Below are 20,138 nucleotides of genomic sequence, written 5' to 3' on the forward strand. Positions count from 1 at the left end.
CCTGGAGCGGCACCCGGGTGCCCCACCGTCCCCCGAGGCGGGTGCCCGCTCAGCGGGCGATGCGCCCGCGGTTCTTCGTCGCCGAGACGTAGATCAGCAGCACGACGATCGCTCCGATGATCGACCCGATGATCCCGGAGGTGCCGATCTCGAACCGGTGCGGCTCGAAGATCAGGCTGCCGAGCAGGTTGCCGACGAAGGAGCCGATGATGCCCAGGACGATGGTCATGCCGACGCTCATCGACTGCTTGCCGGGGACCAGCGCACGTGCGATGAAGCCGGCGATCGCACCGACGACGATCAGCACGATGATGTTCCAGAGAAGCTCCACGGTGGACCTCCTGAGGGGGATGGCCGGGGTGGCCGTGGCCCCGGGATCTCCGGGGTCGGACGGGTTGGTTCCCCTCCTGACCAGCGTGGAAACGCGAAGTGATCACCCACCCGGTCGGGTGGCGCCCGTCCCGGCACGCCGGCGGGGGCGGGAGGCCCGGCGTGCCCGCCCGGTCGGGCCGGACGGGCTCGCCGGGCACGGTCTAAGCTGCGGCTCGTGACGATCGCGCCCGCACCGATCGTGAGCCGGCCGAGCCCGGCTCGCGAGGTCCGGAGGGGGTCGCAGCTGTCGAACCTGCTGCGGACCACGGACCACAAGACCATCGGCCTGATGTACATGGCCACCTCGTTCGCCTACTTCATCATCGGCGGCTTCATGGCCATGCTGATCCGTGGCGAACTGGGGCAGCCGGGGCTGCAGTTCCTCTCCCCGGAGCAGTACAACCAGCTGGTCACGATGCACGGCACCGTCATGCTGCTGATGTTCGCGACGCCGCTGTTCTTCGCGTTCTCGAACCTGATCATGCCGCTGCAGATCGGCGCGCCCGACGTCGCGTTCCCGCGGCTGAACGCGTTCTCCTTCTGGCTGTTCTTCTTCGGCAGCGCGATCGTCGTGTCGGGTTTCTTCACCCCCGGTGGGGCCGCCGACTTCGGCTGGTACGCCTACGCCCCGCTCTCCGACGTCGTGCACACCCCCGGTGTGGGCCCGAACATGTGGTTCGCGGGCCTGGCGGTCAGCGGTCTCGGCACGATCCTCGGCGCGGTCAACTTCATCACCACCATCGCGTGCCTCCGGGCGCCGGGCATGACCCTGTTCCGGATGCCGATCTTCACCTGGAACACGCTGGTCACCAGCCTGCTGGTGCTCTTCGCGTTCCCGATCCTCACCGCGGCGATCATGGCCATGCTGGCCGACCGCAACCTCGGGGCCCTCGTCTACTCCGACGAGAACGGCGGCCCGATGCTGTGGCAGCACCTCTTCTGGTTCTTCGGCCACCCCGAGGTCTACATCATCGCGCTGCCGTTCTTCGGCATCATCACCGAGGTCATCCCGGTGTTCAGCCGCAAGCCGCTGTTCGGCTACAAGGGCATGGTCGGCGCGACCCTGCTCATCGGTGGCCTCTCGGTGACGGTGTGGGCGCACCACATGTTCGCCACCGGCGCGATCCTGCTGCCGTTCTTCTCGTTCCTGACCTACCTCATCGCCGTGCCGACCGGGATCAAGTTCTTCAACTGGATCGGCAGCATGTGGCGCGGGCAGCTCACCTTCGAGACGCCGATGCTGTTCTCGATCGGCTTCCTGGTGACCTTCCTCCTCGGCGGGCTGACGGGCGTGCTGCTGGGCAGCCCGCCGCTGGACTGGCACGTCAACGACAGCTACTTCGTCGTCGCCCACTTCCACTACGTCGTCTTCGGCACCGTGGTGTTCGCCGCCTACGCCGGCATCTACTTCTGGTTCCCGAAGATGGCCGGCCGGATGATGGACGAGCGGCTGGGCAAGTTGCACTTCTGGCTGACGTTCATCGGCTTCCACGCCACGTTCCTGGTGCAGCACTGGCTGGGCACCCAGGGCATGCCGCGCCGCTACGTCGACTACCTGCCCGAGGACGGCTTCACCACGCTGCACGTGATCTCGACGATCGGCTCCTTCATCCTGGGCGCCTCGACGATCCCGTTCCTCTACAACGTGGCGAAGTCGTGGAAGTACGGCCGGCTCGCGCTGCGCGACGACCCCTGGGGACACGGCAACTCGCTGGAGTGGGCCACGTCGTCCCCGCCGCCGCGGCACAACTTCACCGAGATCCCGCGGATCCGGTCGGAGCGTCCGGCCTTCGAGGCGCACTACCCGCACCTCATCGAGCGGTTGCACCGCGAGGCGCACGTCGGCAAGCGGCACGAGCCCTACGCCGGCGCCAGCGAGTTGATCGGCGGCACCGGTCCCCGGCAGGGCCCGAACGACCCCGACCCCTTCTGAGAGGACCCCTCTGCCCCCCGGCCCTCGCAGGCTCGGGCCGGGACCCTGCAGAGGGGCCGGTCCACACCGTCACCAACGACGCCCCGTCGGCTCCGGCCGGCGGGGCGTCGGCGTGTCCAGGGCCGGCCGACCGCGCGGGGGAGCGGCCCGGGTGGTGCGGCACGATGGCGGCCGTGCCGCTCGACCCCGCCCCCCGCCTCCCTGCGGACACCGTCGCCGGCGGCCCGCGCGCGCTCCTGACGGTCTCCGGTGTCGACCGGCCCGGCGTGACGGCCCGCCTCTTCGGGGCGCTGGCCGAGGGCGCCGACGGCCTCCCGCCGGTCGAGGTGGTCGACGTCGAGCAGGTCGTCGTGCACGGCCACCTGGTGCTCGGCGTCGTCCTGGCTGCCCTGCCGGCCGACGGGCCGGTCGACGAGGCCGTCTTCCTCTCCGGGCTGGCCCGGCTCGGTGCCGGGGTCGCCGAGGCCACCGGGGTCCGGGTGGAGGTCGAGTCGGCCTCCGACCGCGGCCCGGACGGCGCCCGCCCCGGCCGGCCCCACCACGTCATCCTGCTCGGCCGCCCGGTGCCGCCCGGGGCGGTCGCCGGAGCCGCCACGGCCATCGCCGGGGTCGGCGGCAACATCGACGCCATCCGCCGGCTGTCGGACTACCCCGTCACCAGCCTGGAGCTGACCGTCTCCGGCGCCGAGGCCACCGCGCTGCGCACCGCACTGGCTGCCGTCGCCGCCGCGAGCGGCGCCGACATCGCCGTCGAGCAGGCGGGGCTCACCCGGCGCAGCAAGCGGCTGATCGTGCTCGACGTCGACTCGACCCTCGTCCGCGGCGAGGTCATCGACGAGCTCGCCGCCCGGGCCGGCCGCGCCGCCGAGGTCGCCCGCATCACCGCCGCCGCGATGAACGGCGAGCTCGACTTCGCCGAGTCGCTGCGCGCCCGCGTCGGGACCCTGGCCGGGCTGCCGGTGGAGGTGCTCGACGAGGTCCGGGAGCACCTGGAGCTCACCCCGGGGGCCCGCACGCTCATCCGGACGCTGCAGCGGCTCGGCTTCCGCTGCGGCATCGTGAGCGGCGGCTTCAGCCAGATCACCGACCCGCTCGCGGCCTCGCTCGGCCTGGACTTCGCGGCGGCCAACACCCTCGAGGTGGCCGACGGCCGGCTCACCGGCGGGCTCGTGGGTGAGATCGTCGACCGGGCCGGCAAGGCGCGGGCACTGGCCCGCTTCGCCGCCGAGCACGGCATCCCGCTCGACCAGACGGTGGCCGTCGGCGACGGCGCCAACGACCTGGACATGCTCAACGCCGCCGGCCTGGGCATCGCCTTCAACGCCAAGCCCGTCGTCCGCGAGCAGGCGCACGCCGCGCTCAACCAGCCCTACCTCGACGCCGTCCTGCAGGTCCTCGGCTTCACCCGCGACGAGGTCCTCGACGCCCTGTGATGCTGTGACACCGCCGTCCTCCGGACGGCACCGCGGTCAGGTACCCGGAAGGACCTCACCTCAGCCGCGGGTGACCTCGCCCTCGAGGTCGACACCGGCGGTGCGCAGCTGCTCCAGGGCCGCCTCGGTCGAGGCCTGGGCGACGCCGGCGGTCAGGTGCAGCAGCACCCGGGTCGCGAAGCCCTCGCCGACGGCGTCGAGCGCGGTGGCCCGCACGCAGTGGTCGGTGGCGATCCCGACGACGTCGACGGCGTCCACGCCGCGCTCCCGCAGCCACTCGGCCAGGGACACCCCGTCCGCGCGGCCCTCGAAGCCGGAGTAGGCCGCCGCGTACTCGCCCTTGTCGAAGACGGCCTGCAGCGGCTCCCGGTCCAGCGCGGGGTGCAGCTCCACCCCGCCGGTGCCGACGACGCAGTGCGCCGGCCAGGTCTCGAGGAAGTCCGGCTGCTCGGCGAAGTGGCCGCCGGGGTCGACGTGGTGGTCCCTGGTGGCGACGACGTGCGCGTACTCGCCGGCCGCCTCGCGGGCGTGCGCGCTGATGGCCGCGGCCACCGCCGCCCCGCCGGCCACCGCGAGGCTGCCGCCCTCGCAGAAGTCGTTCTGCACGTCGACCACCACCAGCGCGCGGGTCATCGCCGTCCTCCCTCCGGGCTCACGCCGTCACCGTCTCCAGGGCCGGTTCCCCGCGCGAGAGCGCCCACGCCTCCGGTGGCAGCGCCTCCCGCACCCGCCGGTGGTGCGCCGTGGCCGCGGCCAGCGCGTCGGCCGGGGAGGCGGGGTCGACCACCCGCCCGCCGCGCACCAGCTCGACCAGCAGCGGGCGGTCGCCGTCGCGGGGCTCGACCGGCCCGCTGGCGACCACCTCGGCGGTCGCGGTCCCGTCGGCGTCGTGCCGGCGGACGGCGCTCTTGCGGCCACCGACGGAGTTCTTGCCCTCCGACCGCTTGGCCACCGGCACCCCGTCGCGCTCGACGAGCTTGTAGACCATCCCGGCGGTCGGGGCGCCCGACCCGGTCACCAGCGAGGTGCCCACGCCGTAGCCGTCGACCGGGGCGGCCATGAGCCCGGAGATCGCGAACTCGTCGAGGTCGCTGGTGACGATGACGCGCGTGCCCGTGGCACCCAGCTCGTCGAGCTGCCGGCGGGCGGCGCTGGCCAGCGTGGGCAGGTCACCGGAGTCCAGCCGGATCGCCCCCAGCTCGGGCCCGGCCACCGCGACGGCGTTGCGGATGCCCTGGACGACGTCGTAGGTGTCGACCAGCAGCGTGGTGCCCGCGCCCAGGGCCTCGACCTGGGCGCGGAACGCGGCGGTCTCGTCGTCGTGCAGCAGCGTGAACGCGTGCGCGCTGGTGCCCGTCGTCGGCACGCCGTAGCGCCGGCCGGCCTCCAGGTTGGAGGTGGCCACGAAACCGACCAGGCTGGCGGCGCGGGCCGCGGCGACGGCGGCCTGCTCGTGCGTGCGGCGCGAGCCCATCTCGATGCAGGGCCGCTCGCAGGCCGCGGCCACCATCCGGGCGGCGGCCGAGGCGATCGCGCTGTCGTGGTTGAGCACCGACAGCACCAGCGTCTCGAGCAGCACGCCCTCGGCGAAGGGCGCGCGCACGGTCAGGACCGGGGAGCCGGGGAAGAACAGCTCGCCCTCGGCGTAGCCCTCGACGTCGCCGGAGAAGCGGAAGCCGGCCAGCCAGTCGAGCAGCCGGCCGTCGGTGAGCCCCTGCGCGCGCAGGGTCTCGAGCTCGTCGTCGTCGAAGCAGAAGGAGGGGAGCTGCTCGAGCAGGCGGCCGGTGCCGGCGACGACGCCGTAGCGGCGGCCGTGCGGCAGCCGCCGCGCGAAGACCTCGAACACGCAGTCGCGGTCGGCGGTGCCGTCGGCGAGGGCGGCGGCGACCATCGTCAGCTCGTACCGGTCGGTGAGGAGGGCGGGACCCGTCGGCATGGCCGGAGCCTAGGTGGGCCGTCCTAGAGTGGTGACGTGGCCGGACCCCTCGCGCCGACGCGGACACCCGAGACCACGGTCGACGAGACCGCCGACCTCGACCGGCCGTGGGTCACGGTCGTGTGGAACGACCCGGTGAACCTCATGACCTACGTGACCCACGTGCTGCGGGAGCTGTTCGGCTACGACGAGCCGACGGCCACCGAGCTGATGCTGCAGGTGCACCACGAGGGCAAGGCGATCGTCAGCTCCGGCCCGCGCGAGCGGATGGAGCACGACACCAGCCGGCTGCACGCCTACGGCCTGTGGGCCACCTACCAGCGGGACTCATGAGGCCGTTCCGGCGCAGGGGTGAGGACGTCGTCGCCCGCCTGGACCCCGCCGAGGCCGGTGTCCTCGGCCTCCTGCTCGACCAGCTCGAGCAGTTGCTGGCCGCCGACCCCGCCGACGTCGAGGGCGACCCGGTCATGGACCGGCTGCTGCCCGCCGGGCACCGCAGCGACCCGCGGCTGGCCGCCGACTACCGCGAGATGACCGAGTCGGCGCTGCGCAGCGGCAAGACCGACGACCTCGCCGCCGTCCGGGCGACGCTGGCGGCCGGGGGCGGGGAGGTGCGCCTGGACCGCGAGCAGGCCGGGGCCTGGCTGCGCACCACCAACGACCTGCGGCTGGCGCTGGGGGAGCGGATCGGCGTCACCGAGGAGACCGAGCCGCCCGACGACCCGGCCGGCGAGGAGGGCCAGCAGCTGGCCGTCTACTACTGGCTCACCGCGCTGCAGGGGTCGCTCGTCGACGCGGTCGCCGCCGGTCGCGCCGGCCGAAGGTGAGCACCACCAGCACCGCGAGCAGCAGGTCGAGGACGAAGAACACCGACACCAGGCTGGGCATCTCCAGGTCGCGCACCAGCGCCCCGACGGCGGAGACGAGCACCACCGCGGACAGGACCAGCACCAGCAGCAGGGTGAGCCCGCGGACGGCGACGAGCAGGACCAGCGACACGCGGTCGGCAGTGACGTCGCTGCTGTAGTGGCCGGCGCGCCGGGTCAGGCCCCGCAGACCGAGCCACAGCGACGGCAGGGCGAGCAGGGCCACGCCGACGACCATCAGCAGCTCGAGCACCACGGTCCCGCACCGTATCCGGTCGGTGACCTGCCGGTGACCGGGCCGTGTGCCGACCGTCGTCCCGGCCGCTGCGGGGCGCCGCCTAGACTGGTGCCGTGCTGCGCATCGACCGCGCGACCTACGACGCCATCGTGGCCCACGCCCGGGAGGACCACCCGGACGAGGCCTGTGGCGTCGTCGCCGGTCCCGAGGGCAGCGACCGTCCCGAACGGTTCCTCCCGATGCTCAACGCCGCCCGGTCGCCGACGTTCTACGAGTTCGACTCGGCCGACCTGCTCCGCCTGTACCGGGACATGGACGACCGGGACGAGGAGCCGGTGGTGATCTACCACTCGCACACGGCCACCGAGGCGTACCCCTCGCGGACCGACGTCAGCTACGCGTCGGAGCCGAACGCGCACTACGTCCTCGTCTCCACCCGCCACCAGGGCGAGCAGACCGGCCTGGCCGGCGACGAGGTCGAGTTCCGCAGCTTCCGCATCGTCGACGGCCAGGTGACCGAGGAGGACGTCGAGGTCGTCGAGTCCTACCTGTTCGGCCACTCGCCGACCACCGTCGTCTACGACTGACGAAGTCGAAGGACCCTCCTGCCCCCCACGACGCCTCCGCACGCCGCGGGGGGCAGGAGGGCCGCGCGGAATGCCCAGCGGCGAGCGGGCGTTGCCCGCACCGACCCGCGCTGCACCGACGGCGCCCCCGCACGTCCCGACCCCTGCTCGAGGAGAACCGCACACCATGGCCATCGAGGTCCGGATCCCGACCATCCTGCGCACCCACACCGGCGGCAACAAGACCGTCGAGGGCAGCGGGGCCACCCTCGGCGCGCTCGTCGACGACCTCGACGCCCAGCACCCGGGCCTGAAGGGCCGGCTGGTGACCGAGGAGGGCAAGCTGCACCGCTTCGTCAACGTCTACGTCAACGACGAGGACGTGCGCTTCACCGGGGCGCTCGACACCCAGGTCAAGGACGGCGACTCGGTGACGATCCTCCCGGCGGTCGCCGGCGGCTGCTGAGGCGCCGTCCCCGCCGTCCTCCCCGACGTCCTCGTCCTCCCCGCCCCCGTCTCCCGGAAGAGCACCCGATGGCCCGCTTCGCCTCCCTCGTCGACTCCCTGGGCGGCACCCCGCTCGTGGGGCTGCCGTCCCTGTCGCCGACCCCCGACGTGCGGCTGTGGGCCAAGCTGGAGGACCACAACCCCACCGGCTCGATCAAGGACCGGGCCGCCATCTCGATGATCGAGGCGGCGGAGAAGGAGGGGACGCTCCAGCCCGGCGACACCATCCTGGAGCCGACCAGCGGCAACACCGGCATCTCGCTGGCGATGGTGGCCCGGCAGCGCGGCTACCGGCTGATCTGCGTCATGCCGGAGAACACCTCGGTGGAGCGCCGCCAGCTGCTGGAGATGTACGGCGCGCGGATCATCAGCTCGCCGGCCGCCGGCGGCTCCAACCAGGCCGTCGCGACGGCCAAGGAGCTGGCCGCCGAGCACGACGACTGGGTGATGCTCTACCAGTACGGCAACCCGGCCAACGCCGAGGCGCACTACACCGGCACCGGCCCGGAGATCCTCGCCGATCTGCCCTCGATCACCCACTTCGTCGCCGGGCTGGGCACCACCGGCACGCTCATGGGCTGCTCGCGCTACTTCCGTGAGCACAAGCCCGACGTCCAGGTGATCGCCGCCGAGCCGCGCTACGGCGAGCTGGTCTACGGCCTGCGCAACATCGACGAGGGGTTCATCCCGGAGCTCTACGACCCCGAGCTGCTCGACTCACGGTTCTCCGTCGGCCCCGAGGACGCCATCCACCGCACCCGGCAGCTGGTCGAGCGCGAGGGCATCTTCGCCGGCATCTCGACCGGGGCGATCCTGCACGCGGCACTCGGCATCGCCGACAGGGAGGTCGCCGCGGGCCGCAGGGCCGACATCGTGTTCATCGTCTGCGACGGCGGCTGGAAGTACCTCTCCACCGGCGCCTACGCCGGCACCCTCGACGAGGCCACCGCAGCCCTCGAGGGCCAGCTCTGGGCCTGATGGAGGACCCTGCTGCCCCCCACCACCCGCAGGCCCGCGGCGGGGCCCTGCAGCAGGACCGTTCCGGGAACCTCGCGCTGCCCGCCCGTGGGCTGCTGTTCGACAACGACGGTGTCCGCGTCGACTCCGACGCCGCGGTCACGGCCTCCTGGGCGCGGTGGGCCACCGAGCAGGGGCTCGAGCCCGCCGGTGTGCCGGCGGTGGTGCACGGACGCCGGTCGGCCGACACCGTCGCCGACCTCGTGCCCGGGGCGCGGCGGGCCCGGGCGACCGCGCTCATCGACCGCTACGAGCTCGAGGACGCCGAGACGGTGCCCGCCGTCGCCGGCGCCGCCGAGCTGCTGGCCACCCTGCCCGCGCGGGTGTGGGCCGTCGTCACCTCCGGCACGCCGGACCTGGCGACCGCGCGGTCGACCGCCGCCGGTCTGCCGCTGCCCGAGGCGATGGTCACCGGGCCCGACGTGGCCGCCGGCAAGCCCGCCCCGGAGTGCTACCGCCTCGGCGCGCGGGCGCTGGGCCTGCGCCCGGAGGAGACCGTCGTGCTCGAGGACAGCCCGGCCGGCGTGGCGGCCGGGCGCGCGGCCGGCGCACGGGTCGTCGGGATCGGCGAGCGGGCGCTGTCGGCCGGCGCGGACGTCGTCGTGCGGGACCTCACCGGGCTGCGCTGGGCCGGCGAGGTCCTGCGGGTGGCGGCCGGGGCCGTGCTGCAGCTCACCTGAGCCCGGTGGTTAGCCTGGCGCCCGCCATGGGGAGCGAGAGCGGGCACGGCCGGCAGGGGTGCGCGGCGTGAGGCTGACCGTCGTCGGGTGCTCGGGCAGCGGCCCGGGCCCGACCTCGGCGGCGTCCTGCTACCTGGTGGAGGAGGACGGCTTCCGGCTGCTGCTCGACCTCGGCAGCGGGGCCTTCGGCACCCTGCAGGCGCTGGTCGACCCCGACGCCATCGACGCGGTCTACCTCTCCCACCTGCACGCCGACCACTGCCTCGACGTCGCCCCGCTGGTCGTCTGGCACCGCTACTCGGGGCGCTCCTCGCGGCGCCGGGTGCCACTGATCGCGCCCGCGGGCGCCGACCGGCGACTGGCCGCCGCCTACGACGCCGGCGGTGCTCCGCTGACCGACGTCTTCGACTTCGCGGTCACCCCGGTCTCGGCCCTGCTCGGTCCCTTCACCGTGCAGACCGCCCGCACCGCGCACCCGATCGAGTGCCACGCCATCCGGCTGACCGCGCACGGCAGGTCGCTGGTCTACACCGGCGACACCGGGCCGAGCCAGGCCGTCGTCGACCTGGCGTCCGGAGCCGACGTGCTGCTCGCCGAGGCCGCCCACCCCGAGCACGAGGGCCTGCCGGCCGACCTGCACCTCACCGGGCGGCAGGCCGGCCAGGCCGCTGCCGCCGCCGGGGTGCGACGCCTGCTGGTCACGCACGTGCCCGCTTGGGTGGACCCACTGGCGCAGCTGGCCGCCGCCCGGGCGGTGTTCCCCGCCGCCGAGCTGGTGCGCCCCGGCGCGACCTACGAGGTCTGAGCGCGGCGCGCCACGATCAGGCGCGCCACGATCAGGGAACCTGATCGTGGCGCGTCCTCCCTCACCGTGCACCGTGAGGGAGGACGCGCTGCGGTGCGGGAGGACGTCGTCCGGACGGGTCAGCTCCGCGGGGCCGCCGTCCCGGGGAGACGGCGCGCCAGGCGGACCATGGGGACCGGCTCGTCGCCGGCTCGCCGGGGGTGCGGGACGACGTCGACTCGGCGGTAGCCCGCCCGCTCCGCCGTCCGCAGCGAGGCCGTGTTGCCCGGCTCGACGAAGAGCTCCAGGCGGTCGAGGCCTGGGAGGGTGGCGGCGAACGCCGTGACGGCGCGCAGCGCGCGGGTGGCCACGCCCCGCCGGCGGGCGCACGGCGCGACGAGGTACCCGACCGTCCCCACACCCTCGGCCCAGCGGTCGAGCCACAGGCCGACCTGCCCGACGGCGCGGTCGGTGGCTCCCTCGGCGACCGCGAAGGAGAAGCCCGCGCCCTCGGCCCACCGCCGGTGCTGGCGCGCGATCCACGCGCGGGCGGCCCGCTGGTCCGCCCCCTCGGGCAGCGTGCTGACCGCCGCCACACGGGGGTCGCCGGCCAGGTCGAGCACCGTGTCGACGTCGTCGTCGCGGAAGGCGCGCAGCCGGACGCCGTCCTGCTCCGGCGGGACCGCGGGCCACGCGGGGAGCCGGGGCCGCGTCACCCGGCGGACCGTATCCCGGGCCGGACCGCTTGCCGTGGCCGGACGAGCCGGGCACGGTGGGCCGGTGGCCGACGACGAACGGGACGGCGTCCGGCTGACCAGCCTCGACGCCCCGCTGGGCGACGGGCTCGGGGTGACCAAGGGCGACCTGGTCGACCACCTCGACGCCTTCGCCTCCCGCCTGGTGCCACAGCTCGCCGGCCGGCCGCTGTCGGTGAAGCGGGTGCGCCCCGGCCAGGAGCCGTTCATGCAGCGCAACGTGCCCAAGGGCGCGCCGGACTGGGTGCGGACCGTCCCCGTCTGGTCGTTCGGTGCGCACCGTGAGGTGCACCAGGTGCTCTGCGACGACCGGCGCACCCTGCTGTGGCTGGCCAACCAGCGGGCGGTCGAGTTCCACGTCCCCTTCTCCATCGCCGGCGCGGAGACCGAGCCGACCGGCATCGTGCTCGACCTCGACCCGCCGGAGGGCGCCGACTTCGACGTCGTCGTCCGGGCCGCGGAGCTCGTGCGGCGGGCCCTCGCCGACGCCGGGCTCGCCGGCGCGGTGAAGACCAGCGGGTCCAAGGGCGTGCACGTCGTCGTCCCGGTGCGCGGTGTCGGGCCCGAGGACGCCGCCGCCGCGACCCGCGCCCTGGCCGCCCGCGCCGCCGCGCTCGACCCCGACCTGGCCACCACCGCCTACATCCGCGAGGACCGGCACGGCCGGGTGTTCCTCGACTCCACCCGCTCGGGCTCCTCGACGATCGTGGCCGCCTACAGCCCCCGCATCCGCCCGGGCCTGCCGGTGTCGGCGCCGGTCGCGTGGGAGGACCTGCCGTCCGTGCGGCCCGGGGACGTCACCGTGCGGACGGCGCCGCAGCGGCTGGGGGACGGCGACCCGTGGGCGGCGCTGCTGCCGGACCCGCAGGAGCTGCCCGCCGACCTGGTCGCCGAGGGCCACACCATCCCGGTCGCGCGGGTGGCCGCCATGCACGAGGGCAAGCGACGGGCGCGGGCGAAGAGGGTCGCCGAGGGCTGAGCGCCGACGATCCGTCCGCCGTCGTCCACAGCGGGGCCGTCCGTCCACCACCGGCTGTGCGCGGGCGCGTCCTGTCGGTGCCGAACCGCAGGCTCGCGGCCATGAGCACCGACCCGCAGACCACCGCCTGGCTCGACCAGGAGGACGCCCACCTCGCCGCGGTCATCCGCCGCGCCCGCTTCGCCGTCCAGTACGTCGGCCCCGGTGAGGGTCCGGGCGAACCCGCCTTCGGCTACACGATCGGCTTGTTCGGCCTCGGCCACCCCGAGCTGGTCGTCGTCGGCCGGCACGCGCACGCCACGCACGCGCTGCTCGACGCGGTGGCGGCGGAGGTCGTGGCCGACCGGTCGCTCGTGCCCGGGGAACTGCTCGACGCGGCCGGGGAGCAGCTGGTCGTGGAGGAGTGCCCCAACCCCGGTGCGGTGCTGCTCGGCGCCAACCGCTGGTACCAGCGGCCGGCCGACTACTCGGTGCCCGCCCAGCAGCTGGCCTGGGCCTCACCGGCCGGCTGCTTCCCCTGGGACGCCGGCTGGGACGGCGGCCCGCACGGGCAGCCCCGGCCGGGCACCTGGACGGCCTGACCGCGGCCCGCTGCGGTGCTCAGCCGACCGGCCGCTCGCTGCGGTCCTCCGACCAGAGGGTGTGGAACGCGCCCTCGCGGTCGACCCGCCGGTAGGTGTGTGCCCCGAACAGGTCGCGCAGGCCCTGGATGAGGGCGGCCGGCAGCCGCTCGGCGCGCAGGCCGTCGTAGTAGGCGAGCGCGCTGGCGAAGCCGGGCGCCGGGATGCCGGCGCGGGCCGCCTCGACCACCACCGTGCGCCAGCCCTCCTGGCACTCGGCGACGGCGTCGCGGAAGTAGGGGTGCACCAGCAGCGTGGCCAGGTCCGGCTCGTCGGTGTAGGCCTGCCGGATCCGGTCGAGGAAGCGGGCGCGGATGATGCAGCCGCCCCGCCAGATGGTGGCCAGCGCGGCGCGGTCGACGTCCCAGCCGTGGGTCTGCGCGCCCGCGGTGATCTGGTCGAAGCCCTGCGCGTAGGCCACCACCTTCGACGCGTACAGCGCCTGCCGCACCGCCTCGACGAAACCGTCCCGGTCGGCCACCGGCTCCGGAGCCGACGACGGGCCGGGCAGCACCTCCCGGGCGGGGCCCCGCTGCTCGGCGTGCCCTGACAGCGCGCGGGCGAACACCGCTTCGGCGATGCCGCTGACCGGTACCCCGAGGTCCAGCGCGGACTGCACGGTCCAGCGACCGGTGCCCTTCTGCTCGGCCTGGTCGAGCACGACGTCGACGAAGGGCCGGCCGGTGTCGGCGTCGACGTGCCGCAGCACCTCGGCGGTGATCTCGATGAGGTAGGAGTCGAGGTCGCCCTCGTTCCAGCCGGCGAACACCTCGCCGATCTCGGCGGGGGACAGGCCCACCCGGGTGCGCAGCAGGTCGTAGGCCTCGGCGATGAGCTGCATGTCGGCGTACTCGATGCCGTTGTGCACCATCTTCACGAAGTGACCGGCGCCGTCTCCGCCGACGTGCGTGCAGCACGGCGTCCCGTCCACGACGGCCGCGATGCTCTCCAGCAGCGGGCCGACCAGCCGGTAGGCCTCGGCGGAGCCGCCGGGCATGATGCTCGGCCCGAGCAGCGCCCCCTCCTCGCCGCCGCTGATCCCCGAGCCGACGAAGTGCACACCCTTCTCGGACAGCTCCGCGGTCCGCCGGATGGTGTCGGTGTAGCGCGCGTTGCCGCCGTCGACGAGGACGTCGCCGTCCTCGAGCAGGTCCATCAGGTCCTTGACGACGGCGTCGGTCGAGGCCCCGGCCTGGACCATGACGATGATCCGGCGCGGCCGCTGCAGGGTGGCGACGAACTCCTGGATCGAGCCGGTCGCGACGAACTCGCCCTCGTCGCCGTGCGCCGCGAGCAGCGCGTCGGTGCGCGCCCGCGTGCGGTTGTGGACGACGACCCGGCAGCCGTGGCGCGCCAGGTTGCGGGCGAGGTTGGCACCCATCGTGGCCAGCCCGGTGACGCCGATCTCTTCGCTCATGCCCCAGCATCGTGCCGCACCCGACGCGGGGCCCGCGACGCCACGGGTCCGTGGGCCACCGGCTCGCCGGGGGCGGGGCTCCTCGCGCGGGCGGGCGACGTAACCGCCCGGACGGTGTACCCGCAGGTCACCGCGGTCCTAGGCTCAGCGCTGTGATCGCGCCCCCGGAAGAGGTCGTCCGTCGGGCTGCGCTTACGCTGCTGCGCGAGGAGCGCCTGGACACCACCGTCCTGGCCGCGGAGCTCGGCATCTCCCGCGTGACGCTGTTCCGCCGCGTCGGCAACCGCGACGCCATCCTCGGCGAGGCGCTGTGGTGGCTCGCCGAGCGCACGCTCCACCAGGCGGCCGAGAACCACGACGTACGGTCGCGGGCCGACGGCGACCCCGACCGGCTGCGCAGCCTGGTGGTCATCGAGGACTTCCGCTCGGTGCTCGGGACGGCGCCGGCGCTGCGCCGCCTCATCGACGACGAGCCGGCCACCGCGCTGCGCATCCTCACCGACCCGCGCGGCCGGGTGCAGCCGCGGATGATCGAGGCCTACACCGCCCTGTTCGAGCGCGACGTCGAGGCGCGCGGCCTGACGTCGGAGGTGCCGCTGCCGCTGCTGTCCTACGCGGTCGTGCGGCTGGGGGAGTCGTTCCTCTACTCCGACGTGATGGTCTCGCGCGAGCCCGACCTCGGGGCCGCGGCGACGGTCTGCGACGCGCTGGTCACCGGCGTCCTCGGGCTGCGGGCCGCCTGAGCCTCCCGCCGGGCGCCGGCCGGCTCAGCCCAGGCCGAGGTCGCGGCGCAGCTTGGCGACGTGCCCCGTGGCCTTGACGTTGTAGGCGGCGCGCTCGATGCGGCCCTCGGCGTCGATCACGAAGGTCGACCGGATGACGCCCTGCACCTCCTTGCCGTACAGCTTCTTGGTGCCGTACGCGCCGTAGGCGGCCAGGACCCGCTTGTCGGGGTCGGAGACGAGGGTGATGCCCAGGCCCTCCTGCTCGCGGAAGCGCTGCAGCTTCTCCGGCGGGTCGGGGGAGATGCCGATGATGTCCAGGCCCGCCTCGGCCAGCTCGCCGGCCGCGGCGGTGAAGTCGACCGCCTGCGTCGTGCAGCCCGGGGTCAGCGCGGCGGGGTAGCAGTAGACGATCACCCGGCGGCCGCGGTGGTCGGCGAGCGAGACCGGGGTGCCGTCGGCGTCGGGCAGGGTGAAGTCCGGAGCCGGGTCACCGGGAGCGAGACGGACGGGGGTGGACGCGGTCTCGGTCATGCCCGGCATCCTGCCGTGCCCCGCGGAGGGGACGGCAGCGGGGCCGAGCGGCGCACTACCCCGCGAGGAAGGACAGCCGCACCTGCCGCTGCGGGTTGTCGCCGTTCGGGTCGACCAGGCAGATCGACTGCCAGGTGCCCAGCTGCAGCCGCCCGCCGACCACCGGCACGCTGGTGGACGGCGGCACGAACGCCGGCAGCACGTGGTCGCGGCCGTGACCGGGGCTGCCGTGCCGGTGCCGCCAGCGGTCGTCGCGGGGCAACAGCTCGTCGAGCTGGGCGAGCAGGTCCTCGTCGCTGCCCGCGCCGGTCTCGATGATCGCGACGCCGGCCGTCGCGTGCGGGACGAACACCTGCAGCAGCCCGTCGCCCTCGCCGCGCACGAACTCCGCGCACTCCGCGGTCAGGTCGACCACCGCAGGCGTCCCGCCGGTCCGCACCGTCCGCAGCTCCGATCGCACGCCGTCGATGGTCGCCTCTCGGTCGAGATCGCGCGATCTCGCACGCCGGCACCTATCGGGAGGTGCGAGATCCCGTGATCTCGACCGAGGCGGGGAGGGGAGGGCGTGCGGCGTCGATAGGCTCGGCGTCTGTGACCCGCCCCGACGGCCGCGCGGCCGACCAGCTCCGCCCGGTGACCATCACCCGCAACTGGCTCGACCACGCCGAGGGCTCGGTGCTCGTCGAGTTCGGCCGCACCCGGGTGCTCTGCGCAGCCAGCGTCACCGAGGGCGTGCCGCGCTGGCGCAAGGGATCGGGCCTGGGCTGGGTCACCGCCGAGTACGCGATGCTGCCCCGCGCCACGCACACCCGCAGCGACCGGGAGTCGGTCAAGGGCCGCATCGGCGGGCGCACCCACGAGATCAGCCGGCTCGTCGGCCGCTCGCTGCGCGCCTCGGTCGACCTCGCGGCGCTGGGGGAGAACAGCATCGCCATCGACTGCGACGTCCTGCAGGCCGACGGCGGCACCCGGACGGCGGCCATCACCGGCGCCTACGTCGCCCTGGCCGACGCCGTCGCCTGGCTCGGTGCCCGGAAGAAGCCGGCGAGGAAGAACGCGGTCGTGCAGTCGGTCGCGGCGGTGAGCGTCGGCGTCGTCGACGGTGAGCCGCGGCTCGACCTCGCCTACGAGGAGGACGTGCGCGCGGGCACCGACATGAACGTCGTCTGCACCGGCGAGGGCGGCTTCGTCGAGGTGCAGGGCACCGCGGAGGGCGCGGTGTTCGACCGGGCCACCCTCGACCGCCTGCTCGATCTCGCCGTCGCCGGCTGCGCGGAGCTCACCCGCGTGCAGACCGAGGCGCTGCAGCGATGACCCGCCTGCTCCTGGCCACCCGCAACGCCGGCAAGCTCGCCGAGCTGCAGCGGCTGCTGGCCAGCGCCGTCCCCGGGGTCGAGGTGGTGGGCCTGCGCGACGTCACCAAGTACCCCGAGGCGCCCGAGACAGGGGCGACGTTCGCCGAGAACGCGCTGCTCAAGGCGCGCGAGGCGGTCCGGTACACGGGCCTGTCCGCGGTGGCCGACGACTCGGGCATCACCGTCGACGCGCTCAACGGGATGCCCGGCGTGCTGTCGGCGCGGTGGTCGGGCCGGCACGGCGACGACCCGGCCAACACCGCGCTGCTGCTCGGCCAGCTCGCCGACGTGCCCGACGAGCGCCGCGGCGCCGCCTTCGTCTGCGCGGCCGCGCTGGTCACGCCGGACGGCGGCGAGCACGTCATCGAGCGGCAGTGGCGCGGCCAGGTGGTCCGCGAGCCCCGGGGGAGCAACGGCTTCGGCTACGACCCGGTGTTCCTGCCCGACGGCCTCGAGCTCACCGCCGCGGAGCTGCCGCCGGCGGAGAAGGACGCGCGCAGCCACCGCGGCCAGGCCTTCGCCGCGCTGGTCCCGGTGGTGGCCCAGGAGCTCGGCGCCCGCTGACCCGGCGGGTCAGGACGTCGGCTCGGCCTGCGCGGTCCCGGCGCCGGCCTGCGGACCCTGGGTCGACTGCCCGGTCTGCCCGGACGTGCCGCCGCCGGTGTCGCTGCCGGAACCCGAACCCGAGCCGGTGCCCGGGTCGGAGTCGCTGCCGGAGCCCGTCTCGCTGCCGGAGTCGGTGCCGCTGTCGGTTCCGGAGTCGGAGCTGTCGCTCCCGTCGTCCGTGGTCGGTGCCGACCCGGAGGTGGAGGTCGCCGGCGTCCCGGACTCCTCGGCGTCGGACTCGTCCGCGTGGCTCCCCGGAGCCGTGGAGGTGGGGGCCTCGGTCGTCTCGTCGGCCGGTGCCGTGGTGCTGGGGGAGGACGGCGTGGTGTCGCTCGAGGACGACGCGGTGACCAGCTCGCTGAGCGTGGTCGACGACGAGGACGTCTGCGACCCGACCAGTGCGGACACCGGCTCCTTCCCGATCAGCTCGATGCCGGTGACGATCCCCATCGCGAGGACGAAGACGGCCGCGGTGTAGGCGGCCACCCGCGGCCACCCGACGCGCGCCAGCAGGGAGCGCGGAGCCGGGGCGGGGCGGCGCGGGTCCAGGTGCGGGGGCAGGACGCGGGTGGCGGTGTCGTCGCCGGCCGGCTCTGCACCCGCCGCGCCGCCGCGGCCCCCGCCGAGCTGGGTGCGCACCTTGCGCAGCCGCTCGCTGGTACGGCTGAGCGAGGCGCTGTAGACGGCGGCCCCGGTCGTGCTCACCACGCTCACCAGGGCCGCGCCGATGACGGTGCCGGCCACGCCGAAGAAGGAGGCGAGGACCGCCGCGGACACCGCGGCCAAGGCGCCGGACAGCACCTGGGTGACGCTGAGCTGGGTCTTCGGCTTCGCGGTGGTCTCGTCGGGACGAGCACTGGTCTCGGTGCGCGGGGAGGTCATGGGCTCCGGCGGGTCGGGTCCTGAGGACCGGCGGGCGGGACGGCGCCCGGCGCAGGCACGGCGTCGTGCGGCCAGGCCGATGGACCGACCCTACGGCCGCCGGCGACCTCGTGCAGCCCCCTCGGGACCGCTCTCCCGCGGTGACCTGGGGAAAGACAGGAACGTGATTTCGCTGACGTCGCGGCGTGCTCGCGACGCGTGCGCCGCGCAGCGGGTGGGCAGTGCACGACGGTGCGGGTGGTCGTGGACGGGGTCCGGGCGCTGCGGTTCGACGACGGGACGCCGGTGCGCGCCGCCTCCGGCATCGCACCGTTCGGGGACGGGTGGCTCATGGCGCAGGACGACGCCACGTCCGCCGCCTAGCACCGCGCCGGCTCGGTGACCCCGGTGCGAGTCCTGCCGCCGGTGGAGGGGCACGACACCGTCGCCGAGGCGGCGGGGACCAAGCACCTCAAGCCCGACCTCGAGGTGGCCTGCCCGGTCGAGGTGGACGGCGAGCCGGCCGTCCTGCTGCTGGGTTCGGACTCCACGCCCCGGCGCATGCGCGGCGTGCTGGTGCGCCTCGAGGAGGGACGGCCGGTCGCACGAGCGGCGGACCTGCATCCGCTGTACGAACGGGTGGCCAGCGCGAGCGGCACCGCCACGGGATCGGCCCGATCGAGGACGGCACCCACCAGCCCCTCCAGGGGCACGTCGACACAGGCCGAGGCAACACCGGCGGCCAGGTTGCCGCGCTGATACCAGCGCACGGTGCCGCCGTGGCGACTGCCGCTCTCCAGGTTCGGCCGGTCCAGCGGCAGGCCGAGGGGAGCCACGGCGGCACGACCTGGGCGAGGTCGACGGCGACGACGTGCTGGCCGTCGCCCGGATCCCCGAGGTCGGCGACCGCGTGCACACGGTGGAGGGCCTGGCACTGCGGGAGGTCCGCGACGGAGGAGTGCACCTGCTGGCCGTCGTGGACGACGACGACCCGGAGGTCCCGTCGATGGAGCTCGAGCTGCGCGCCGTCCTGGACTGAGACCCGGCTCCTGCGCTCAGGCGCCGTCCGGTGCCGGCCAGAGCGGGACGGCGGCGCTGGTTGCGGCCCGCAGTGGCGCACTGTCGGTGGTGGTGCCGGCCTCGGCGACACCGCGGTCGGGCCAGGAGCAGACCACCCGCACCGGGCCGGGCGGCGGGAGCGGCCACGGCCACACGTCGCGGCTCCAGGTGCCGCCCCACGACACCGGGCGACCCACTCCCTCGAGGACCGGCCCGTCCGGTGTCCAGCTGCCCGGGTCGGCCCCGTCGGGGAGGGCCTCCGACGGGGGGTCGTCGAGCGTGGTCACCCGTCGCCCGTCCGCGTACTGCACGCCCCGGCGCAGCCCGCCGGGCGGCAGGCAGAGGTCCAGCCGGCCGCGGCCGTGCGTGACGTCGAGCTCGGTGAACACCCGGCGGCGGGCCTCCCGGCCGGTCTCGCGGACCGCGACGACGAGGCGCACGACGACGCCGTCGGGCCGGGCGCGGGCACCCTCCAGCAGCACGACCGTCGAGTCCGAGCGGCCGATCTCCAGGGACAGCGGCGCGATCCCCGGACGCACGTGCCACGGCGGTCCCGCCCAGACCGGGCCGAGGCCGACCGGGACGTCGTCGAACTCCTCGACCGGGACGCCCGTGCGGACCGGCGGGGAGAACGGGACGCCCGCCGGTGTGCTCATCCGCCCATGGTCCCCGGGTGCAGGAGCGGGCGCACCGGCCCGTCCGGTCCGGTCGACCGGTCGGGACCGGCCCGTGCGGGAGGCGGGAGTCGAACCCGCACGCCCGAGGGCACCAGATCCTAAGTCTGGCGTGGCTGCCGTTACACCACTCCCGCGTGGCCGGGAGTCTAGGTCGCTGCGCCCGTCCGGGTGCCCCGGTTTCCCGGGACGGGCCGGTGGGCGCGACGTCTGGCAGGCTGTCG

Annotated in this window: 27 protein-coding genes, 1 tRNA gene and 1 pseudogene; 17 read left to right on the plus strand and 12 right to left on the minus strand. The window is 74.8% G+C overall.

The window, feature by feature from the left end; genetic code table 11:
- Positions 1–49: 49 nt before the first annotated feature.
- On the minus strand, positions 50–331 hold the full coding sequence (locus ACWIZO_RS13390) for a GlsB/YeaQ/YmgE family stress response membrane protein (RefSeq protein WP_448638170.1): 282 nt from the start codon (positions 329–331) through the stop codon (positions 50–52).
- A 216-nt stretch (positions 332–547) separates the two neighbouring features.
- Between ACWIZO_RS13390 and ctaD the strand changes: the two genes are divergently transcribed.
- Both ctaD and serB read left to right on the plus strand, forming a co-directional pair.
- Positions 548–2,305, plus strand: coding sequence for an aa3-type cytochrome oxidase subunit I (gene ctaD, locus ACWIZO_RS13395; RefSeq protein WP_448638171.1), 1,758 nt, complete (start codon positions 548–550; stop codon positions 2,303–2,305).
- A 164-nt stretch (positions 2,306–2,469) separates the two neighbouring features.
- Positions 2,470–3,738, plus strand: coding sequence for a phosphoserine phosphatase SerB (gene serB / locus ACWIZO_RS13400; RefSeq protein WP_448638172.1), 1,269 nt, complete (start codon positions 2,470–2,472; stop codon positions 3,736–3,738).
- Positions 3,739–3,798: 60 nt separating this feature from the next.
- Here the strand turns inward: serB and ACWIZO_RS13405 are convergent, their stop codons facing one another.
- Positions 3,799–4,371, minus strand: a complete 573-nt coding sequence (locus ACWIZO_RS13405) for an isochorismatase family protein (RefSeq protein WP_448638173.1) — start codon at positions 4,369–4,371, stop codon at positions 3,799–3,801.
- 19 nt (positions 4,372–4,390) lie between these two features.
- The gene (locus ACWIZO_RS13410) at positions 4,391–5,674 is read right to left on the minus strand and encodes a nicotinate phosphoribosyltransferase (protein WP_448638174.1); all 1,284 of its coding nucleotides are present in this window, start codon (positions 5,672–5,674) and stop codon (positions 4,391–4,393) included.
- Positions 5,675–5,710: 36 nt separating this feature from the next.
- Between ACWIZO_RS13410 and clpS the strand changes: the two genes are divergently transcribed.
- Both clpS and ACWIZO_RS13420 read left to right on the plus strand, forming a co-directional pair.
- Positions 5,711–6,007, plus strand: a complete 297-nt coding sequence (gene clpS, locus ACWIZO_RS13415; protein WP_446759220.1) for an ATP-dependent Clp protease adapter ClpS — start codon at positions 5,711–5,713, stop codon at positions 6,005–6,007.
- A complete protein-coding gene (locus ACWIZO_RS13420; RefSeq protein WP_448638175.1) occupies positions 6,004–6,501 on the plus strand; it encodes a DUF2017 family protein in 498 nt (165 codons plus the stop codon). Before clpS ends, ACWIZO_RS13420 begins: the two co-directional genes overlap by 4 nt.
- Here ACWIZO_RS13420 and ACWIZO_RS13425 read toward each other — a convergent pair.
- Positions 6,440–6,796, minus strand: coding sequence for a hypothetical protein (locus ACWIZO_RS13425; protein WP_448638176.1), 357 nt, complete (start codon positions 6,794–6,796; stop codon positions 6,440–6,442). The genes ACWIZO_RS13420 and ACWIZO_RS13425 overlap by 62 nt on opposite strands.
- Positions 6,797–6,891: 95 nt before the next feature.
- Between ACWIZO_RS13425 and ACWIZO_RS13430 the strand changes: the two genes are divergently transcribed.
- From ACWIZO_RS13430 to ACWIZO_RS13450, 5 genes are all read left to right on the plus strand, one after another.
- Positions 6,892–7,365, plus strand: coding sequence for a Mov34/MPN/PAD-1 family protein (locus ACWIZO_RS13430; protein ID WP_448638177.1), 474 nt, complete (start codon positions 6,892–6,894; stop codon positions 7,363–7,365).
- Between the two features lie 166 nt (positions 7,366–7,531).
- Positions 7,532–7,810, plus strand: a complete 279-nt coding sequence (locus ACWIZO_RS13435) for a ubiquitin-like small modifier protein 1 (protein ID WP_448638178.1) — start codon at positions 7,532–7,534, stop codon at positions 7,808–7,810.
- A gap of 68 nt (positions 7,811–7,878) precedes the next feature.
- Positions 7,879–8,829 (plus strand): PLP-dependent cysteine synthase family protein, encoded by a 951-nt coding sequence (locus ACWIZO_RS13440; RefSeq protein ID WP_448638179.1) that lies wholly within the window; start codon positions 7,879–7,881, stop codon positions 8,827–8,829.
- Entirely contained in the window at positions 8,829–9,548 is a 720-nt protein-coding gene (locus ACWIZO_RS13445) for an HAD-IA family hydrolase (RefSeq protein ID WP_448638180.1), read from the plus strand. The genes ACWIZO_RS13440 and ACWIZO_RS13445 overlap by 1 nt, the downstream gene beginning before the upstream one ends.
- A gap of 67 nt (positions 9,549–9,615) precedes the next feature.
- On the plus strand, positions 9,616–10,353 hold the full coding sequence (locus tag ACWIZO_RS13450; protein WP_448638181.1) for an MBL fold metallo-hydrolase: 738 nt from the start codon (positions 9,616–9,618) through the stop codon (positions 10,351–10,353).
- 119 nt (positions 10,354–10,472) lie between these two features.
- On the opposite strand, the gene ACWIZO_RS13455 is transcribed toward ACWIZO_RS13450, so the two are convergent.
- Positions 10,473–11,048 (minus strand): GNAT family N-acetyltransferase, encoded by a 576-nt coding sequence (locus tag ACWIZO_RS13455; protein WP_448638182.1) that lies wholly within the window; start codon positions 11,046–11,048, stop codon positions 10,473–10,475.
- Between the two features lie 64 nt (positions 11,049–11,112).
- Here ACWIZO_RS13455 and ACWIZO_RS13460 point away from each other — a divergent pair, with 64 nt between their 5' ends.
- Both ACWIZO_RS13460 and ACWIZO_RS13465 read left to right on the plus strand, forming a co-directional pair.
- Positions 11,113–12,066 (plus strand): DNA polymerase domain-containing protein, encoded by a 954-nt coding sequence (locus ACWIZO_RS13460; protein ID WP_448638183.1) that lies wholly within the window; start codon positions 11,113–11,115, stop codon positions 12,064–12,066.
- 101 nt (positions 12,067–12,167) lie between these two features.
- A complete protein-coding gene (locus tag ACWIZO_RS13465) occupies positions 12,168–12,647 on the plus strand; it encodes a DUF4262 domain-containing protein (protein ID WP_448638184.1) in 480 nt (159 codons plus the stop codon).
- 19 nt (positions 12,648–12,666) lie between these two features.
- On the opposite strand, the gene gndA is transcribed toward ACWIZO_RS13465, so the two are convergent.
- Positions 12,667–14,103 (minus strand): NADP-dependent phosphogluconate dehydrogenase, encoded by a 1,437-nt coding sequence (gndA, locus tag ACWIZO_RS13470; protein ID WP_448638185.1) that lies wholly within the window; start codon positions 14,101–14,103, stop codon positions 12,667–12,669.
- A gap of 152 nt (positions 14,104–14,255) precedes the next feature.
- Between gndA and ACWIZO_RS13475 the strand changes: the two genes are divergently transcribed.
- Positions 14,256–14,846 carry a QsdR family transcriptional regulator gene (locus ACWIZO_RS13475; RefSeq protein ID WP_448638186.1) on the plus strand — a complete coding sequence of 197 codons (591 nt, stop codon included), beginning with the start codon at positions 14,256–14,258 and terminating at the stop codon, positions 14,844–14,846.
- A 24-nt stretch (positions 14,847–14,870) separates the two neighbouring features.
- Here the strand turns inward: ACWIZO_RS13475 and bcp are convergent, their stop codons facing one another.
- Together bcp and ACWIZO_RS13485 are read right to left on the minus strand one after the other, a co-directional pair.
- On the minus strand, positions 14,871–15,359 hold the full coding sequence (bcp, locus tag ACWIZO_RS13480; RefSeq protein ID WP_448638187.1) for a thioredoxin-dependent thiol peroxidase: 489 nt from the start codon (positions 15,357–15,359) through the stop codon (positions 14,871–14,873).
- Positions 15,360–15,414: 55 nt separating this feature from the next.
- Positions 15,415–15,819, minus strand: coding sequence for a YjbQ family protein (locus tag ACWIZO_RS13485; protein WP_446759235.1), 405 nt, complete (start codon positions 15,817–15,819; stop codon positions 15,415–15,417).
- A gap of 131 nt (positions 15,820–15,950) precedes the next feature.
- Between ACWIZO_RS13485 and rph the strand changes: the two genes are divergently transcribed.
- Together rph and rdgB are read left to right on the plus strand one after the other, a co-directional pair.
- Positions 15,951–16,673, plus strand: coding sequence for a ribonuclease PH (rph, locus tag ACWIZO_RS13490; RefSeq protein ID WP_448638188.1), 723 nt, complete (start codon positions 15,951–15,953; stop codon positions 16,671–16,673).
- On the plus strand, positions 16,670–17,278 hold the full coding sequence (rdgB, locus tag ACWIZO_RS13495; RefSeq protein WP_448638189.1) for an RdgB/HAM1 family non-canonical purine NTP pyrophosphatase: 609 nt from the start codon (positions 16,670–16,672) through the stop codon (positions 17,276–17,278). The genes rph and rdgB overlap by 4 nt, the downstream gene beginning before the upstream one ends.
- 9 nt (positions 17,279–17,287) lie before the next feature.
- Here rdgB and ACWIZO_RS13500 read toward each other — a convergent pair whose 3' ends face one another.
- Positions 17,288–18,202, minus strand: a complete 915-nt coding sequence (locus tag ACWIZO_RS13500; RefSeq protein ID WP_448638190.1) for a hypothetical protein — start codon at positions 18,200–18,202, stop codon at positions 17,288–17,290.
- A gap of 198 nt (positions 18,203–18,400) precedes the next feature.
- Here ACWIZO_RS13500 and ACWIZO_RS13505 point away from each other — a divergent pair, with 198 nt between their 5' ends.
- Together ACWIZO_RS13505 and ACWIZO_RS13510 are read left to right on the plus strand one after the other, a co-directional pair.
- Positions 18,401–18,565 carry a hypothetical protein gene (locus tag ACWIZO_RS13505; protein ID WP_448638191.1) on the plus strand — a complete coding sequence of 55 codons (165 nt, stop codon included), beginning with the start codon at positions 18,401–18,403 and terminating at the stop codon, positions 18,563–18,565.
- Between the two features lie 42 nt (positions 18,566–18,607).
- On the plus strand, positions 18,608–18,940 hold the full coding sequence (locus tag ACWIZO_RS13510) for a DUF6910 family protein (RefSeq protein WP_448642957.1): 333 nt from the start codon (positions 18,608–18,610) through the stop codon (positions 18,938–18,940).
- Here ACWIZO_RS13510 and ACWIZO_RS13515 read toward each other — a convergent pair.
- Positions 18,892–19,116 (minus strand): annotated as a pseudogene (locus tag ACWIZO_RS13515) (hypothetical protein); the annotation flags it as partial. The gene ACWIZO_RS13510 and the pseudogene ACWIZO_RS13515 sit on opposite strands and share 49 nt — an antisense overlap.
- On the opposite strand from ACWIZO_RS13515, the gene ACWIZO_RS13520 reads away from it, so the two are divergent.
- A complete protein-coding gene (locus ACWIZO_RS13520) occupies positions 19,053–19,220 on the plus strand; it encodes a DUF6910 family protein (protein ID WP_448638192.1) in 168 nt (55 codons plus the stop codon). The pseudogene ACWIZO_RS13515 and the gene ACWIZO_RS13520 overlap by 64 nt on opposite strands.
- A 16-nt stretch (positions 19,221–19,236) precedes the next feature.
- On the opposite strand, the gene ACWIZO_RS13525 is transcribed toward ACWIZO_RS13520, so the two are convergent.
- Complete coding sequence (locus ACWIZO_RS13525; protein ID WP_448638193.1) at positions 19,237–19,896, minus strand: hypothetical protein; 660 nt, start codon at positions 19,894–19,896, stop codon at positions 19,237–19,239.
- A gap of 74 nt (positions 19,897–19,970) precedes the next feature.
- Positions 19,971–20,051, minus strand: a tRNA-Leu gene (locus ACWIZO_RS13530).
- Positions 20,052–20,138 lie beyond the last annotated feature (87 nt).

It is taken from the genome of Geodermatophilus sp. URMC 63, from assembly GCF_053502565.1.

What these genes read in the sequence shown, in the direction of transcription:
- serB (WP_448638172.1), top strand. Translation starts at nt 2,470, where the DNA reads ATGGCGGCCGTGCCGCTCGACCCCGCCCCCCGCCTCCCTGCGGACACC.
- ACWIZO_RS13405 (WP_448638173.1), bottom strand. Translation starts at nt 4,371, where the DNA reads ATGACCCGCGCGCTGGTGGTGGTCGACGTGCAGAACGACTTCTGCGAG.
- ACWIZO_RS13410 (WP_448638174.1), bottom strand. Translation starts at nt 5,674, where the DNA reads ATGCCGACGGGTCCCGCCCTCCTCACCGACCGGTACGAGCTGACGATG.
- ACWIZO_RS13420 (WP_448638175.1), top strand. Translation starts at nt 6,004, where the DNA reads ATGAGGCCGTTCCGGCGCAGGGGTGAGGACGTCGTCGCCCGCCTGGAC.
- ACWIZO_RS13435 (WP_448638178.1), top strand. Translation starts at nt 7,532, where the DNA reads ATGGCCATCGAGGTCCGGATCCCGACCATCCTGCGCACCCACACCGGC.
- ACWIZO_RS13440 (WP_448638179.1), top strand. Translation starts at nt 7,879, where the DNA reads ATGGCCCGCTTCGCCTCCCTCGTCGACTCCCTGGGCGGCACCCCGCTC.
- ACWIZO_RS13445 (WP_448638180.1), top strand. Translation starts at nt 8,829, where the DNA reads ATGGAGGACCCTGCTGCCCCCCACCACCCGCAGGCCCGCGGCGGGGCC.
- ACWIZO_RS13465 (WP_448638184.1), top strand. Translation starts at nt 12,168, where the DNA reads ATGAGCACCGACCCGCAGACCACCGCCTGGCTCGACCAGGAGGACGCC.
- gndA (WP_448638185.1), bottom strand. Translation starts at nt 14,103, where the DNA reads ATGAGCGAAGAGATCGGCGTCACCGGGCTGGCCACGATGGGTGCCAAC.
- bcp (WP_448638187.1), bottom strand. Translation starts at nt 15,359, where the DNA reads ATGACCGAGACCGCGTCCACCCCCGTCCGTCTCGCTCCCGGTGACCCG.
- rdgB (WP_448638189.1), top strand. Translation starts at nt 16,670, where the DNA reads ATGACCCGCCTGCTCCTGGCCACCCGCAACGCCGGCAAGCTCGCCGAG.
- ACWIZO_RS13500 (WP_448638190.1), bottom strand. Translation starts at nt 18,202, where the DNA reads ATGACCTCCCCGCGCACCGAGACCAGTGCTCGTCCCGACGAGACCACC.
- ACWIZO_RS13525 (WP_448638193.1), bottom strand. Translation starts at nt 19,896, where the DNA reads ATGAGCACACCGGCGGGCGTCCCGTTCTCCCCGCCGGTCCGCACGGGC.